The sequence below is a fragment of the Chryseobacterium culicis genome, from assembly GCF_002979755.1.
Classification (GTDB): domain Bacteria; phylum Bacteroidota; class Bacteroidia; order Flavobacteriales; family Weeksellaceae; genus Chryseobacterium; species Chryseobacterium culicis_A.
On sequence record NZ_PCPP01000001.1, the window covers coordinates 1,047,006 to 1,063,773 of the forward strand.

At 36.2% G+C, this 16,768-nt stretch carries 17 protein-coding genes; 11 read left to right on the forward strand and 6 right to left on the reverse strand.

Annotated elements, in window-relative coordinates; all coding sequences use genetic code 11:
* Positions 1 to 240 precede the first annotated feature (240 nt).
* Entirely contained in the window at positions 241 to 1,266 is a 1,026-nt protein-coding gene (locus tag CQ022_RS04920) for a methyltransferase (RefSeq protein WP_165791645.1), read from the reverse strand.
* Between the two features lie 142 nt (positions 1,267 to 1,408).
* Complete coding sequence (locus tag CQ022_RS04925; protein WP_105682083.1) at positions 1,409 to 2,200, reverse strand: hypothetical protein; 792 nt, start codon at positions 2,198 to 2,200, stop codon at positions 1,409 to 1,411.
* Positions 2,201 to 2,623: 423 nt separating this feature from the next.
* Here CQ022_RS04925 and CQ022_RS04930 point away from each other — a divergent pair, with 423 nt between their 5' ends.
* The 11 genes from CQ022_RS04930 (at position 2,624) to CQ022_RS04980 (ending at position 10,042) form a co-directional block, all read left to right on the forward strand.
* Positions 2,624 to 3,529, forward strand: a complete 906-nt coding sequence (locus CQ022_RS04930) for an arginase family protein (RefSeq protein WP_105682082.1) — start codon at positions 2,624 to 2,626, stop codon at positions 3,527 to 3,529.
* Complete coding sequence (locus CQ022_RS04935) at positions 3,530 to 4,123, forward strand: HPP family protein (RefSeq protein WP_105682081.1); 594 nt, start codon at positions 3,530 to 3,532, stop codon at positions 4,121 to 4,123.
* 5 nt (positions 4,124 to 4,128) lie between these two features.
* Positions 4,129 to 4,473 carry a DUF2116 family Zn-ribbon domain-containing protein gene (locus tag CQ022_RS04940; RefSeq protein WP_105682080.1) on the forward strand — a complete coding sequence of 115 codons (345 nt, stop codon included), beginning with the start codon at positions 4,129 to 4,131 and terminating at the stop codon, positions 4,471 to 4,473.
* A gap of 24 nt (positions 4,474 to 4,497) precedes the next feature.
* Complete coding sequence (locus CQ022_RS04945; protein WP_105682079.1) at positions 4,498 to 5,418, forward strand: TIGR01777 family oxidoreductase; 921 nt, start codon at positions 4,498 to 4,500, stop codon at positions 5,416 to 5,418.
* Positions 5,419 to 5,477: 59 nt separating this feature from the next.
* On the forward strand, positions 5,478 to 6,059 hold the full coding sequence (nudK, locus tag CQ022_RS04950) for a GDP-mannose pyrophosphatase NudK (RefSeq protein ID WP_105682078.1): 582 nt from the start codon (positions 5,478 to 5,480) through the stop codon (positions 6,057 to 6,059).
* A gap of 81 nt (positions 6,060 to 6,140) precedes the next feature.
* Positions 6,141 to 6,515 (forward strand): hypothetical protein, encoded by a 375-nt coding sequence (locus CQ022_RS04955; protein WP_228421606.1) that lies wholly within the window; start codon positions 6,141 to 6,143, stop codon positions 6,513 to 6,515.
* Positions 6,516 to 6,562: 47 nt separating this feature from the next.
* Positions 6,563 to 7,021: a DUF2750 domain-containing protein gene (locus CQ022_RS04960; protein ID WP_105682077.1), complete on the forward strand. Its 459-nt coding sequence runs from the start codon at positions 6,563 to 6,565 to the stop codon at positions 7,019 to 7,021.
* A gap of 22 nt (positions 7,022 to 7,043) precedes the next feature.
* Complete coding sequence (locus tag CQ022_RS04965) at positions 7,044 to 7,727, forward strand: DUF2306 domain-containing protein (RefSeq protein WP_165791644.1); 684 nt, start codon at positions 7,044 to 7,046, stop codon at positions 7,725 to 7,727.
* Positions 7,728 to 7,980: 253 nt separating this feature from the next.
* Positions 7,981 to 8,361 (forward strand): VOC family protein, encoded by a 381-nt coding sequence (locus CQ022_RS04970; RefSeq protein ID WP_105682075.1) that lies wholly within the window; start codon positions 7,981 to 7,983, stop codon positions 8,359 to 8,361.
* 209 nt (positions 8,362 to 8,570) lie between these two features.
* On the forward strand, positions 8,571 to 9,335 hold the full coding sequence (locus CQ022_RS04975; RefSeq protein WP_105682074.1) for a hypothetical protein: 765 nt from the start codon (positions 8,571 to 8,573) through the stop codon (positions 9,333 to 9,335).
* 260 nt (positions 9,336 to 9,595) lie between these two features.
* Positions 9,596 to 10,042, forward strand: a complete 447-nt coding sequence (locus tag CQ022_RS04980) for a KTSC domain-containing protein (protein ID WP_076597776.1) — start codon at positions 9,596 to 9,598, stop codon at positions 10,040 to 10,042.
* A 315-nt stretch (positions 10,043 to 10,357) separates the two neighbouring features.
* Here CQ022_RS04980 and CQ022_RS04985 read toward each other — a convergent pair whose 3' ends face one another.
* The 4 genes from CQ022_RS04985 to CQ022_RS05000 form a co-directional block, all read right to left on the reverse strand.
* A complete protein-coding gene (locus tag CQ022_RS04985; RefSeq protein ID WP_105682072.1) occupies positions 10,358 to 13,546 on the reverse strand; it encodes an efflux RND transporter permease subunit in 3,189 nt (1,062 codons plus the stop codon).
* A 7-nt stretch (positions 13,547 to 13,553) separates the two neighbouring features.
* Entirely contained in the window at positions 13,554 to 14,615 is a 1,062-nt protein-coding gene (locus CQ022_RS04990) for an efflux RND transporter periplasmic adaptor subunit (RefSeq protein WP_105682071.1), read from the reverse strand.
* Positions 14,616 to 14,624: 9 nt separating this feature from the next.
* Positions 14,625 to 15,977, reverse strand: a complete 1,353-nt coding sequence (locus tag CQ022_RS04995; RefSeq protein ID WP_105682070.1) for a TolC family protein — start codon at positions 15,975 to 15,977, stop codon at positions 14,625 to 14,627.
* An 89-nt stretch (positions 15,978 to 16,066) separates the two neighbouring features.
* Positions 16,067 to 16,660, reverse strand: a complete 594-nt coding sequence (locus CQ022_RS05000; RefSeq protein ID WP_034695556.1) for a TetR/AcrR family transcriptional regulator — start codon at positions 16,658 to 16,660, stop codon at positions 16,067 to 16,069.
* Positions 16,661 to 16,768: the final 108 nt, after the last annotated feature.

Consider the following 16,768-nt stretch of genomic DNA (forward strand, 5'->3'; position numbering starts at 1 on the left):
CTGTTTTCTCAAATCTCTGTTGCAAAGATTGTAATGTTACCTAATCACAGTCGGTTATAAACTATTTAAACTCACTTGTAACCGTTTGTTGTCGGATAAAATCTTTTTGAAAACATCAAAAATCCGTTTAAAATCCTAATTATCAGTGTTTTTTATTTTTTTTTGAAAAACCATAAAAAAAAGGCACTCAACAAAATTATTGAGTACCTCCTACTTAATCATGCAACTTAAAATTGGAATTTATATTTTTTCACATTCAACAATGCTTTTTGCCTCTGTTCCGATATGAATAAGCCTGGTAAACTGTAATCCTGCTTTTTCAATGATCATTTTAAACTCACTTAAAGTTCTTTCCTTTCCTGTAAGACAAGCAAGCATAACAATATCCAGAAGTTTGGCCATATGGGGTTTATTTAAAGAATCGTCAGGAATAACTGCATCTATGATTAATAGCTTTGCCCCTTTAGACATGGCATTATAACAGTTTTTCAGAATTTGCACACATTCATCATCACTCCAATCATGAATAATCCATTTCATAGTATATAAATCTGCTCCTTCCGGAACTCTTTCAAAAAAACTTCCAATAGCCACGGAACATCTTTCTTTCAGATTTTCAGGAATCATTTTGATCGTTTTTTCAATCACATTGGCCTCATCAAAAATAATCCCGGAGCTTTCCGGAGCATGATTCAAAATAGTATGTATCATGACCCCATTGCCACCGCCTATATCAACAATTTTTTTATAAGGTGTAAAATCATAGTTGTCTATAATTCCTGTCAGCTCCATTCCGGACATTCCCGTCATACCTTTTCCAAAGTTTTCTCCTATTTCAGGATATTCTTTATAAAATCCCCAAAGATCTTTACCATGAATATGCTCAAAAGGAATTTTCCCTGTTTGAACTGCATAGGTAAGGTCTCCATAGCCTGGAAAATGTTCGTTCATAATTGTAAGCACAAAATTTTTTGCTGTTCCGGGAACATCGGTTTGCAAGGCTGCTCCAAAATCATTCAAAGCAAAAGTTTTATTTTCATATTCTTCAAAAATTCCGGCACCGCTTAATGCTCTCATAACCCGGTATAAGTTTGTTTCATGGGATTGTGTTTCTTCAGCAAGTTTGGATATTGTCTTTGGACCAGAAGCCAGCAAATCTGCAATATTGAGTTCAGCAGCCGTTTTTACGCATCCGGTTAGCCATAAACCACCTAGTATTTCAAACATTTTAAATGTAAATTCTGGTTTAATGGGTTGTTTTTCCATGGTAAGCATTTTATATAGAATAGTATTTGATTAACTTTAGTAGACATATACGTTATATGCACATCATGAAAACAAGAACAAACCCGATAAGTCTGTTCTTGTGTGACATGTGTCAAGTTGAAAATAAGCTCTAGTAATGAGATTAATCTTTGGCTTGGGAAATCCTTGTTACACTATCAATTGTAGCATCCAATGTGGTATCAGACTTTATTTTAATAAGATATCCGCTACCTATAGATAAAGGATCGGCAACACTTACCAGGTAAAAGACCAGGTTTCCGGATGTTACCCCATTGGGAGCAACTGCAGTCTGATCGATGGAAAATGTTGAAGGAGGAACAGGATTTGAAAGGTTTACCGTCACAAAGGCTACAGAACCATTATTCTTATTAGAATAACTGACAATAACCCGCCACATATGAACCTGTCCGGCAATAGGGTTTTCCAAAAATCGGCTTGTTGCGGGATCAAATATGTCTCCGGGCACAGGAGTGATAATATTTTCCGGCCATGTGGTTGTAGGAGGAGCCGCAAAGTCTGTCACAATATTCATCGGTGTTTGGTAAACAATATTTTGATAAGTCATTAAAGGGACACCTCCGGAAGATTTAAATGCAAATGAGGGTTTCACTCCTGCTCCGCTATTCAGCTTAACAACTCCTTCATTGGCTGTTGTTAATGTCTGCGAAGAAATGACGGTACTCCAAAAGGTTCCGTTATAATACCTTAAGGTCTTGTTCGTGGAATCATAGATAATCATTCCTGCCGTGGGTGCTGGTACATTGGCTGGTGGGTTGGCATTTCTGGAGAGTACAACGGCTGAATTAGCTGAGGTAACATCTAGCACTCCTTGTGGAGAAGTTGTATTAATCCCTACCTGTCCAAATATAAATGGGGAACACAGAATACTGATCAATAAATTGGATTTTTTCATGGTTTGTTTTTTTGAATGTTCATCTCAAAATTACAAAAAAACACAATACAGTGAAATAAAATTCATATTTATTTACTGAAAATAAGACAGTTATATAAACAATAAAACTTTATGAATAAAAAAGTAATTCAAAATACCGACAAATACTAAATTTTTCAAAACAAAGAGAATTAAACAGAATTTCTTTTTATGATATTAATTTTTTTTAATCAATGAATCTTCTTCGATTGAAAAAACACAATATTTAAACAAAACTTTCCAGAATGAGTTTATTTTTCAGATAATACATGAATAATTTATTATGTTTCAGGGCTAAATAATTGTTTCATTCTAAGAATAGATTTATTCCAATAAAATGAATATCCTATCTCGCAGCTATCCATTTACAAACGGATAATTCCGTATCTTTGTGAAAATTCATCTATGAAAAGGAACATCAATATTTTTGAGTTTCCTCTCAATTTGGGACTTACAAAGAAAGAACATGAGACAGAACCCGGAGTTCGAAAACTTCCGGATTGGCTCAGAAAATTTGATTTTCATAGCAGAATTAATCCTAGTGCCGTTTTTAGACTGGAAGCTCCGGCATATTCTATGGACTTTGATAAAGAATCAAAAGTCAGAAATGCAGACCAGATTATTGAGTATGCTAAACAACAGGCCGACTGTATTCTCCGCAATTATGAAAAGAATACATTTAATATTATTCTTGGAGGTGACTGCAGTATTCTTATAGGAAATGCTGTAGCTCTGAAAAAGCTGGGAAACTTCGGACTATTTTATCTTGACGGACATACCGATTTTATCCCACCCGAACTGTCTGAAACAGGAGGCGCAGCAGGAATGGATCTCGCAATCATTACCGGCACCGGACACGAAAAGCTAACCCATATTAATGGTTTAAAACCCTATCTATCTGAAGAAAATATTTTCTGTTGTGGCAATGCGGAAACAGATGATGAAGAATATGTGGACCAAATTATCAATTCAGGTATTCATTATTTTGATCTTTATCAACTCAGAGAAAATGGTTTCAGGAAAACCGCTGAAGACTTTCTGAAAATGGTGAATGATAAAGGGTTGGATGGATTTTTCATTCATTTTGATGTTGATATCCTGAAAGATGAGATTATGCCTGCCGTAGACAGCAGAATGGAAGACGGAATCAGTTATGATGATCTCAGGGAAATGTTGAATCCTTTATTGGAAGATCCATTGTGCTTTGGAATAGAGATTACCATTTTGGATCCTGATTATGATGAAAACGGAACATATACCCGTCCATTTGTAGAAAATTTAATTCAAATTATAAAAAATAAAGAAGAATAAATGAAGAAGACTATCAAAAGAACATTCAGAGTTTCAAAATATGTAATCTACAAAGAAACGCTTGTTGATTACAAGGAGCATTTCTGGTCATTTTTAGGAGCATTTTTTGGAATTGGAATCATTGCATTTATCCAATCCCACACTTTGACAGAAACTGAAAATATCTTCCTGATCGGTTCTTTTGGAGCATCAAGTGTTCTTATTTATGGGGCCATCCAAAGTCCTTTGGCTCAACCCAGAAATCTTATAGGCGGACATGTTCTGTCGGCATTGGTAGGGGTCACCGTTTATCAATTTGTACCGGATATCATCTGGCTTTCCGCTCCTTTGGCAGTAGCATTTTCCATTGTCCTGATGCAGTATACAAAGACTTTGCATCCACCAGGCGGAGCTACAGCCCTGATTGCGGTAAGTTCTACAGGAAAAATTCCGGAATTGGGGTATTGGTACGTTCTCTCCCCTGTTCTTTCAGGATGCATCATCCTGCTTCTTGTAGCTCTGTTCTTTAATAACATTACCCCTAACAGAAGCTATCCTAACCACAGCATGTTCAAAAAACTATTGAAAAAAAGACACACCCATCACTTAAAATAAAAATCATGAATTGCCTGGAATGTGGCGAGAAAATCATCGGAAGATCAGATAAAAAATTCTGCAACGATGCCTGCCGGAACGCCTACAACAATAAGCAGAATAAGGACTCTAACAATTTAATGCGGAATGTTAATAACAAACTCCGTAAGAATTACCGCATCCTGATGGAAATCAATACCGATGGTAAAACAAAAGTCTTAAAATCCAAACTGGATGGCTTAGGTTTTGATTTCGATTATTTTACCAATCTGAAAGTTTATAAAAACGGCTCTGAATACAAGTTTATTTATGATTACGGATATAAACTTCTGGAAGATGATTTTGTACTGATTGTAAAAAATCAGGCATAACCCACACCCCACAAGTATAGTATTATGAAAGAAGTTGTTCTCATCACCGGAGCCAGTGGAATGATCGCTAAAGAGCTGGCAAAAAAAATAGGTAAGGAATACGAGATTAGATTTCTGACCCGAAAAAAAGTACATGACTATGAGTATGAATGGGACCTCACAAAAGGAATAATGGATGAAACCGCTTTGGAAAATGTTTCTCACATCATTCATCTTGCAGGTGCCAATATTTCAGAAAAACGCTGGACTCCCGAAAGAAAAAAAGAATTGATCTCCAGCCGAATTGATTCCGCAGAATTACTCCGAACGACTTTAAGAAAGAATAAGATAAAGCTTAAGTCTTTTATTTCAGCTTCAGGAATCAATTTTTACGGTACAGAAACTTCAGAAAAGATTTATTCAGAAAATGATCCTCCAGGTAATGACTTTCTCAGTGAAGTGGTCGTTTTATGGGAAAGAGCAGCGGATGACTTTAAAGAACAGGATCTGGCAGAAAGAGTGATCAAAATACGAACTGCCGTTGTTCTTTCTGAAAAAGATGGCGCTTTAAAGAAAATGGTTCCTCCTATTCAATATGGTATCGGATCTCCGCTGGGAAGTGGCCACCAATATATGCCATGGGTTCATATTGAAGACATTTGTTCTATTTATGAATTTGCTTTAAAAAATACTGAAATGGACGGAGCGTATAATGCTGTATCTCCACAACATGCCACCAATAGAGAACTGACAAAAAAGATTGCCCAGGTGCTTGAAAAACCTTTGTTCATGCCTAATGTTCCGGGATTTGTTCTGAAATTATTATTCGGAGAGCTTGCTACTGCTATTCTGGAAGGTTCCAGAGCTTCTTCAAAGAAACTTCAGGACACTGGTTTCCATTTTAAATTTCCGGATCTGGAGAACGCTTTAAAGGATTTATTAAAGAAGCAGCCGTACAAAAGATAGAATCTTTTAATTAAAAAATATTTACAACACCCATTGATTATAACACAGAAAATATTCTAATGAAAAACCCCAATATTACCCTATTAAATACAGAAATCCTTTCAGACAACTGGTATATTTTAAACAAAGTCACTTATTCAGTATTGAAAAAGGACGGAACTACAGAAACTCAAAGCAGAGAAGCTTACGACCGTGGAAATGGAGCCGTTATTCTTCTTTATAATACAGCCTTAAACACAGTTATTCTCACCAGACAATTCAGATTACCCACTTATATCAATGGAAATTCTACAGGCATGCTCATTGAAGCCTGCGCCGGACTGCTGGATAATGATAATCCGGAAGACTGTATAAAACGGGAAACTGAAGAAGAAACCGGATATAAAATTTCAAAGGTTGAAAAAATATTTGAAGCCTATATGTCACCCGGATCTGTAACGGAAATTCTTTATTTCTTCATTGCAGAATATTCCCATGAAATGAAAATCAATGACGGAGGCGGATTGGAAGAAGAAGGTGAAAATATAGAAGTCCTTGAGTTATCTTTTGAAGAAAGTATGAAAATGATCGATGCAGGAGAAATCAAAGATGCAAAAACAATCATGCTTTTGCAGCACTTGCGAATCAAAGGAATTATGTAGAAATCAATGATGATTGATGCTTAAAAACTTTATATTTAAATAAAAATATTAACTTATAACTCATATTTAAACTATTAACAGATGATTGAACATGTGAAGCTTGCCATTAATCCCAAATTTCAGGATTGGGTTCTTTTTGAAAATGGCACTTATATTATTTTTGATGACATCGGTATTATCGAAGATGTAAAAGAGGAAGCATTACAATTAATGAAAGAATTCGGTCCGGTTTCTGCCGGAGGTCCTGCCGGAGATTTCAGTGTAATTCATTTAAACCTTACTGAAGGATGGTTGGTTTCCGGGCATGGATATGGTATGTATACGTATGTACATCCTTCCGAACTGGACAGTGATTCTCCAAATGATCTTGAAATAGGACTTTATGGTAGATCTAAAAGAGATTCAGATGGTCAAAATCCCGAAATTATTCATATCAACAAGAGTGAAATTTCATAAGACCTACCATTCATCACTCATAACTTATAATTTATAATTAAATAAAAATGCTTCAAGATCATATTACAGTTCAGAACCGTTATAAAGACTTTATTAAGAAAATCAGCGAAACGGAAGTAGTGTTTGCATTAAAAGATGATAAAGGATATGCAACCTCCTACTCTAACGAGGCAGAATACGAAGATGGTGAAGAAGTACAGATTATCTGTTTCTGGTCTGATGCTGCAAGAGCAAAATCATGCATAGAAAACGAATGGAATCAATACGAACCTTCTCCTGTTCCTCTTAATGAATTTGTAGAAAACTGGTGCCTGGGTATGAATAGTGACGGATTATTAGTGGGAACTAATTTTGACAGCAATCTGTTTGGCTATGAAGCTGAACCTTTGGAACTTATCCTTGACATTATTGAAGAACTTAAAGCTTCAGAAAAATCATTGGAACTGAGAAAATTTAAAGACATGGAAGATCTGGAAAAACAGATCAGAGAAGTATGGGAAGAGTAATCGTTGATATAAAATGAAGGTTTTGGGAAAAAAGATCATTAAAATAACCGCTTTATTTTTAGTTCTTCTTTTCAGTATTTTAATGCTGAAAACTATTTCCCAGTACACTTCTCTTGAAAAAAACATCGGGTTTCTTGCCTTTAAGCAACAGGTTGTAAATAATCCGTACTGGATGGCTTTTTTCTATATTCATATCTTTTCCATAACGCTTTGTCTTCTGGCTGGTCTTACCCAGTTTTCAAGTCGGTTTTTGGATGAAAACAGAGATCTTCATAAGATTATTGGGAAAATATATGTTTACAATATTCTGATCATTAATGTTCCGGCATGTTTTGTACTTGGGCTTTTTTCCAATGGAGGAATGATCGGAATTACAGGATTTCTGATACAGGATGTGCTCTGGGCATATTTCACCATTGCTGCCGTACTTTTTATCAAAAAAGGGAATATCAGTAAGCATAGAACGTATATGATTTTAAGCTATGCCGTAACCACCACAGCCATTACTTTCAGAATCGTTAAGAATCTGTTTTATAATGAAGCCCGTCATGATTACGAGCTTTTTTATGGATTGAATGTCTGGGCAGCCCTTTTTATCAATCTTTTGACGGCTTACTTAATTCTCAGAAAAGATTTACTACTACCTGGAAAATTCAACAGTGGAAAAGAAAATATACAGGCTAAGAAAAGAAATCAGAAAAAATGAGGCGATAAATATTAAGGTATTAAAAAGTACTGCGTATTTATTATTTCTGGTCCATTTACCAAAAAAGCGCATAATCAGATAAGAAATACCTCCAAAAAGAGCGATAATAGAAAGAAGGAAAAAATAATATATCATGATTTCGTGTTAATTCATGTAAATCTATCATTTTAAATCTAAAAAAACAATCCATAACAGGATCACAGCTTGATAAACAGCCTTAATTCTGATGAAAATTGTTGCTAATCATTAATTTATGAAAATAAATAACCTTGACCATCTTGTCTTAACAGTGGCAGATATTGATAAAACTATAGAATTTTATACGGATGTTATGGGATTTGAAGTGGTTGTTTTTGGGAATAACAGAAAAGCACTCATCTTTGGAAACCAAAAAATTAATTTGCATCAGAAAGGTCATGAATTTGAGCCTAAAGCAGAGCTGCCAACGTGTGGTTCTGCTGATCTTTGCTTTATTGCAGAGACCGATATTCATGAGGTGATGGAAGAGCTAAAACAGAAAAATGTAAACATCATTGAAGGGATTGTAGAGAGAACCGGAGTGGCAGGTAAAATCAAATCCGTTTATTTCCGTGATCCGGATCAGAATCTTATTGAAGTAAGCAATTATTATTAATAAAAACGTCTCTATATCAGCTTTTTACTATTCAATTTTCAGGATTTAACGGCCTGGGATTTTTAAAATATAAAGACAGCAGTATAAAATCCATATAAAATTTGCAAAAACCATTGAGAAAATCTATTTAATCCTTTATATTTTGAATTTAAAGCCTTAATTTTGCATAGAAATTCAGAAAATTCGGATTCTTTCAACAATTTATGTGCATGAAAAAAATGATGATCGGGCTTGCTTTGGCCTTATCCATTACAATTTGGGGGCAAAAAACTCCTGCAAAAGCAAATAACCTGACTCCTTACAGCTATCAGACTTTTAATTGTGACAATAAGGGGTATTTTGACCCGGCTAAATATAAAAAAGAAGAAATAGACGGAATTAATAAACTTTTGTATCAGTTCAATGGTGTTGTATTTGACACCCAACCTGTTTTTAAAATTGCCCAGCTTGAAGAAATCCGTAAAAACAGAGAAACTTATCTACAGGAGCTTGAAAAACAGTACGAAGAAAAGAAAAAGGAATTATACAACCTTAAAGTAATTGATCTTCCCAAATGGAAAAAATTAATGGAAGAAACCATTGATTCTTTTGAGAATGAATACCAGCTTAATAAAGAAGAAATCCTTGCTTATTCTGATCCTTCTACGCTGAGAAACAGCAAATATTACGATACCTGCAGACAACAGATTGATGCCATATCTTCTCCCGACAGAGAAAAAATGTTTGAAGCCTGGAGAGCATACACTGAACTTAAAAGCAAAAATAATGCAGATCCGAAAGGAGTAATGGCAAGATTTGATGCCAAAATGAATGATCCTCAAAAAGAAGATTATGCATTAATAGATATGATTGGTCTTGGTTTTCACAACTGTGCCAACAGCAGTTTCAGACAGAAACGGGATGATGAAGGCACCTCTTACAAAGATTTTGATAAGATCTTTACAAAGCTGAAGAGAACTTGTGATGAACCCTAGAATGATTAAAAAATTGAAAGATTTAATTATTGAAAAATACCATAGCAGCACTCAGATTGGGTGCTGTTTTTTTATTTTAGATTCAATAAAAAATTGCACACAGGGCTTAATGAGCTGTAAAAGTTAATTTTACATATTCCATGATTTTCATCTTTACTAATTTCTCTCCTTCATAAACCCAAATAAATTAAAAATGAATAAGTTATGATTTTATGGATTTAATTTCTTAATTTTGCACCCCGAAAATAAGGATTAGAGATATGAAAAAAATTGGTGAGCACAGAACGCTTCTTGGAGTAGATAAAAATGTTACTTTAAAAGAATTAAAGACGATTTACAGAAATGTGATGAAAGATACGCATCCTGATAAATTTATTAATGATGAAGCCGGAAAACTGGAAGCTGAAGAAAAAAGTAAATCTGTGATTGAAGCCTATCACTTTTTGGTAAGTATTAATTCTGAAACACAGGAAAAGTACAAAGAAGAATATACTGAAACCATCACAAAATCTAATATTCAGGATTTTTATCTTGAAAAATCAATTTTAACGGTTCAGCATTTGAACGGAAATATGTATGAGTATATGGGAGTTCCTAAAAACACGTACATCAAAATGATCAACGCTGATTCACCAAGCCGTTTTGCAAGAAGACACATCTACGGAAACTTCGTGTACAGAAAGTCCGGAGAAGCGATGGCAGATTAATTTTTCACATTACAATATATAAGAGCTTTCAGTTTTTGCTGGAAGCTTTTTTGTTGCCAAAACCGGATGTTATGTTTTGGCTAAAGCCAATATTGGCTGTTATAAATTTAAGCGGGCTAAAGCCCGCTCCTATTGAATATTTTCTTAATGGGCAATAATCATCATCAATAGAAATGGGCTTTAGCCCATTTACAATAATAAAAATCATCCAATGGCTTTAGCCAAAACCTATATAACCCAATTTTAAATCATCAAATATCAACAAAAAAGCGCCTCAGAAAATCTGAGGCGCTTTCGGTTAATTAAAGGCTTAATTTATTTATCTAAATGTTTTGGAGTAAATCCGTCTTCATTCAGTTCTCTGTGTACGTAATCTGCTTTCATTTCAGCTTCATAGTCTACTTTAGTATCTTTACCCATTCTTCTTAGAACAGAGTCAAATAGAGAGTATACTACCGGTACAATGATCAATGTAAGGAATAGTGATGATGTCAAACCACCAATTACTACCCATGCAAGACCTTTGTTCATCTCAGCTCCAGCACCTGTTGCCAATGCGATCGGTAACATACCGAAGATCATCGCAATGGTGGTCATCAGGATCGGACGAAGACGTGCGTGGTTGGCTTGTACCAAAGCATCATGCGTATTGGCACCTGCTGCTTTTCTGGCATTCGTAAAGTCAACGATAAGGATCGCATTCTTCGCTACCAGACCAATCAACATGATCATCCCTAACATGGTGAAGATGTTCAATGAGTTAGCAGTTAAGGCAAGGATTACCATTACCCCGATCATTGCTAACGGGATAGAGAATAATACCACAAACGGATACACGAAACTGTCATATAGTGAAACCATTACCAGGTATACCAATACGATAGCCGCTAATAATGCAATTCCTAACGTACCGAAACCTTCCTGCTGGTTCTCCATATCTCCACTCCAGATGTAATCTACCCCTACAGGTTTTTTGGTGCTGTTCATGAACTGGTTAGCCCACTCATTAGCTACGTCCCCTACTGGTCTACCTACTGCTTTAGCTCTTACTTTTACAGAAGGAGATTTATCTCTACGTTCAAGTAAGCTTGGCCCTGAACCCATTTTTACATCAGCAAACTGGCTTAAACGAACCTGCTGTCCCTGAGGGTTTGTAAACATAAGGTTTTTAACATCATCAATAGATTGTCTGTTCACATCTCCGAAACGGATGTTGATGTCGTACTCATATTCTCCGGCTCTGAATTTTCCGTCTGTATTTCCGTTAAATGCAGTCTGCATCGTTTGTCCTACACTTGAAAGATTTAAACCTAAAGCAGACATTTTATCTCTGTCTATACTTACCTGAACTTCCGGGCTACCTGTATCGGTTGACAATTCAGCATCTACAGCTCCAGGAACTTTTTTCAATAGTTCTAAGATTCTTGTTGCTTCTTTTACCGCTGTAGCGTTATCCGGAGCTGTTACTACCATTTCAATAGGAGCATTTTCAGCACCCATGATACCGATTGGAGCAGTTTTAAACTCAACCCCTGTGAATTTCTCTTCCAGCTGTCTTTTTATTTTCGCAGCTTTGATGTTGGTACTTTCAGAACGTTCAGACTTATCTGTTAAGTTTACCTGAACCTCAGACTGGTAAGTGGTTGCCTGAGCTCCACCAAAACCTGTAGACTGCTGTCCAACTGTGGTAATAAGGTCTACAACATCTTTATCATTTCTTAAAAACTTCTCAACGTCTAATGTTAACTGGTTTGTTTTCTCAACCGTTGCATCTTTTGACAATTCCATTTGTACCAGGAACTGACCACGGTCGATTGGCGGGAAGAATTCACCTCCAATGAAACCAAATGCTACCAGCATGAATGAACTGATTAAAACAATAAACGTGATCACTACTGTTGAAATTCTTCTTAGCGTAGTTTTCAGACACCATTCAAGGATACCTGTGATCCAGTGGGTAAACTTGTCAATTAGCCCTTCAAACCAAAGAATGAATTTCTCAAACCAGTTTTTACCTGTTAAATGTTCCAGTTTACCGAATCTTGATGATAACCAAGGAATGATGGTAAATGAAGCCAACAATGATAACAAGGTAGCAATAACTACCGTGACGCAGAACTGTGCCAGGATGTTTGCCACAAGACCTGAACTCATCGCAATCGGTAAGAATACCACCACAATTACCAATGTAATCGCAGCTACGGTAAATCCGATCTCTGAAGCTCCATCATAAGCAGCTCTGATCTTACTTTTACCCATCTCCATGTGACGGTAAATGTTTTCCAGTACTACAATCGCGTCATCCACCAGGATACCTACCACAAGCGATAGTCCCAGTAAACTCATAAGGTTCAACGTATATCCCATTAGATTCATTCCGATGAACGCTGCCACCAATGAAGCCGGGATAGAAACCATTACGATAAATGCGTTTCTGATACTGTGAAGGAATAATAACATCACAATTGCCACAAGGATAATCGCTAAGAATAAGTCGAAAATAACGTGGTTTGCAGATTCAAGGGTAAATTCTGTAGTATCGTTTACGATTTTTACTTTTACACCCTGAACTTTATAAGCCGCTTCTACGGTTTCAATTGTTTTCTGAACGCTTTCAGATACAGCTACCGCATTCGCATCAGATTGTTTTTTAACCTGCATCAAAATAGTCGGGAACTGATTGAACCTTGCTACCTTTTCCACATCTTTCTGAGAGTCGAAAACTGTTGCAATATCAGATAAACGCACCTGAGCTCCATTTTTGTGGGAAACAACAAGATTGTTCATTTCTTCAGTAGACTTGTATTTTCCTGATAGTCTGATGGTAGATTTTGTAGTTCTTGTTTTCAAACTCCCTGTAGGGAAATCAAGGTTTGAGGAAAGAATTGCCTGTTGTACATCTCCAATGGAAAGTCCGTACCCCTGCAGTTTTTTCTCATCAAGGTTCACCTGAATTTCTCTCTCCTGTCCACCCACAAGGTCAACCTGAGCAACACCGTTTACACGGGAGAAAATAGGTTCAATTTTTTTATCCAGCAAGTCATATAGATCTTTACTGTTTAATTTATCCGATGAAATACTCATCGTGATAATCGGGAGATCATCTAAAGAGAACTTGTTCAGAGAGGGAGCTTTCACATCATCCGGAAGGTCTGCAAGGATTGCATTTACCTTTCTCTGAGCATCATTCAAAGCGTAGTCTACATCGGCACCATCGTTCAGCTGAACCATGATAACGGATAAACTCTCGTATGAAGAAGATTCTACTTTTTTAACGTTTTCCAAAGAACCTACGGCATCTTCAATCTTACGGGTCACGGATGTTTCCACCTCGGCAGGTGAAGCTCCCGGATATACCGTAGAAATGGTAACCATATTGGTTTCAAACTTCGGAATCAATTCGTATCCCATGAGCGTATAACTCAGGATACCTCCCAGCGTCAGAATTGTAAATAATACAATTACCAGCGAGGGTCTTTTAATCGATATTTCTGCTAACTTCATAGATCTACTACTTTATAATGTTCACTTTAGATCCGCTGTCCAGGTTGATCTGTCCGCTGGTTACTACCTGCTCTCCTCCATTCAATCCACTTAGAACCTGAACTTTATCTCCGTAAACTTTTCCGATGGTTACTTTAATCAGCTTAGCAACACCATTCTGAACAACAAACAATTGCCCAGAGCTTACTCCGTTTACAAACGCTTCAGCAGGAACTGTCAGCATATTCTGAGTTTCGGCACCGTTGTTTGTACTGAATTTAGCAGTTGCATACATACCCGCTTTCAGGTTTCCTCTGTTCTGAACTTCAATTTCCACAGGGAAATTCAAAGAAGCATCACTTTTAGGAGCGATAAATGTAATTCTCCCTACGAAAGAATCTTCGGGTAAAACATTTACTTTAATCGGAACTTCCTGACCTAACTGGATTTTCCCGATCTGGCTTTCGTCCACTAAAACAGAAAGTTTTAAGCTGTTGATATTAACGATTTCAAACATAGAAGTTCCTACTGAAACAACGGTTCCGGGCTCTACCAGCTTTTTATTGATTGTTCCGCTGATACCCGCACGGATGCTGGTGTCATTCACTCTTACTCCCTGAGCTTTCACAGCTGCCTGTGCATTTTTCAGCTGTAATCTTGAGTTATCAAGCTGTTGCTTTGTAACACCTCCTGTTTTGTAAGCATTTTCATAACGTTGGTTATCCATAATAGCATTCTGAAGATTATTCTGAGCCTGTGTAACATCCACTTCGATAGCATCTCTCTTGATCGTTGCCAACACCTGACCTGCACTTACTCTTGAACCTTCTTTTACCAAAACGCTTACAATACGTCCGGCAATTTCAGAAGACTGATTCATCTCCTGCTTAGGAATGAAAGTTCCGTTGGCAGAGTAATCTGTATCAATATTTTCTCTTGTAACAGTGATGATATTAACATTGATTTTATCTACCTGCTTGGCAACTTCTTTTACTTCCTGTGTCTGCTTTTCTTTGTTCCCGGCAATCTTGTAAGCAGCTAAACCTACCAGTACTGCTGCTACGATGATATATATTAAAGTTTTTTTCATTTTAGTTTATTATAAGTTTTGTAGTGTGTTTAGTTCACCCTTAGCTTTTATCAGCTTGATCTCGGCCTGTTTGTAATCCAGCAATGCATTAGAATAGTTCTGTTTTGCCTGTGTCAAAGCATTTTCAGAATCCAGCACCTCTGTAAGGGTTGCTAACCCGTATTGATAATTTGACTGGGTATTTTTCTGAACTCTTTCTGCCAATCCTACATTATCTTTCATGCTTTCGATATTAATCAATGCATTTTCCATGTTGGTGACTGCATTTTTATAATCTAAACTTAAGCTCAACTGAGTGTTTTCAATATCAACATCAAGATCCTGAATATCAATTTCTGCCTGATTGATCTTTGCTTTTGTAGCTCCTCCCGTGAAAATAGGAATATTGACATTCAAACCAATTGCTGAATAATCACTCCAAAGCACCCCTTTACTAAGACCATTTGTTAACGGGAATTTTGCTCCGTTTGCTCCCCATCCGTAGTTCGCAGTAAGATTTACTGATGGATAAAGATAAGCTTCGGTTGCTTTTTTATTGAAAACCAAAAGTTCCCTGTTTTTATTTAAAACTTTGATCTCTGTACGGTCATTAAGATTGACATTGCTCGCAATCAGCTCAGGTTTTGGTTGAATCTCTTTTTCTTCAAGCTCGATATCTGTAGAAATCGGGATTCCCATATAAAACTTCAGTGCATTTTTTGAAAGTTCAACAGAGTTGATTAAAGTCTGCTTATTGGAACCTATATTCGTAAGCTGAACATTGGTCCTGTCTAAATCGATGGACTTTGCCAAACCGTTATCAACAAGGCTTTTAATAACATTTCTTACTTTTTCAGTATTGGCATAGCTGGCCGTTACCGTTTTAAGATTCTCCTCCTGCACAAACACCTGATAATAAGCTGTAGCTACATTTTCAATAATCTGTTCATTGGTTAACTGAGCATTCAGTACATAAAACTCTCTTGTGGATTTTGCCGCTTTAAGTCCTGTAAATACTCTTTGGTCAAAAATCGCCTGCTGAAGTTGTACAGAAGCTGTTGAACCCCAAGGCTGGCCAAACTGAGCTCTGATTTTCTCTCCTCCAAATTCCAGCAAAGATTCCTGAATAATCGGGTTATAGGTTAAACCCGCTGTAGCAGTGACCTGTGGCAAAGCACCGGCTCTGGCTTCATCAATCTTATATTCGGCTTTTTTGACCTGTAAAGCAGCTTTTTTAGCTTCTGCCTTATTTTGAAGTGCCTGTTTTATAGCTTCCTGCAGGGAAACCTGCTGCTGGGCAGACATCAGTGTTGAGCCGAAAATCATAAATGCTGAAGCTATCCCAATTTTTAGCTTTGTAGCAGTTATACGTTTTCTATTCATAATTTTATACTTCGTTTATTTTTTATTTAATTTTCAGTCATTATTTATTTCTAATTGACGAATCATTTTCAGAAATACTTTAGTTTTTTTTAGTTTTTGAACAACATATTGATAATAATCTCTTTTCGTTCAGAAATAATCTTATCATATTCTTCATCATTAATTAATAAATTCTCCATAAATAATGGTCTTATGGCACTTGGAAATACTAATAGAGCCACCATATTAAGAATAAACTGAACAGGCGCCATTTTCTCAATATTTCCCAATTCCATTTCTTTTTCGATATCCTTGTACATATCATTCAGGATATCTTCTTCAATTTCTCTTTGATGGCAGGTTCCTTTATTAATCTGTGAAACGATATACGTTTCCAGATACGGATACTGAAGACTTGTAGAAAGGCTGCTTTCTATGAATTGGCTGATCTTTTCTTTAAAAGGCAGATCAGAATTCTGAATGATCTTCGATTTTTCCTGTTCTACTCTTTGCGCTTCATCAAAGATGATCTGGATCAGCTTATCCCTTGAACGGAAATAGTAATTAATAAGGGTTCTGTTCACTCCAGCTTCATCTGCAATCTCCTGCGTAGTAGCATCAAATTTTCCTTTCACAAAGAACAAATTCTTCGCTGTCTCCTTGATCAATTCCTGTGTTTGGTCTTTTTTTGCTTGATTTGACATTTTTGTTAAACAAATTTGTGCAAATTTATAGTAAAATTTATTTTTGACAAAATTGTTAAACAAAAAAATTAAACAAAAATGTCATGACATCCATCATGTTTATTAATT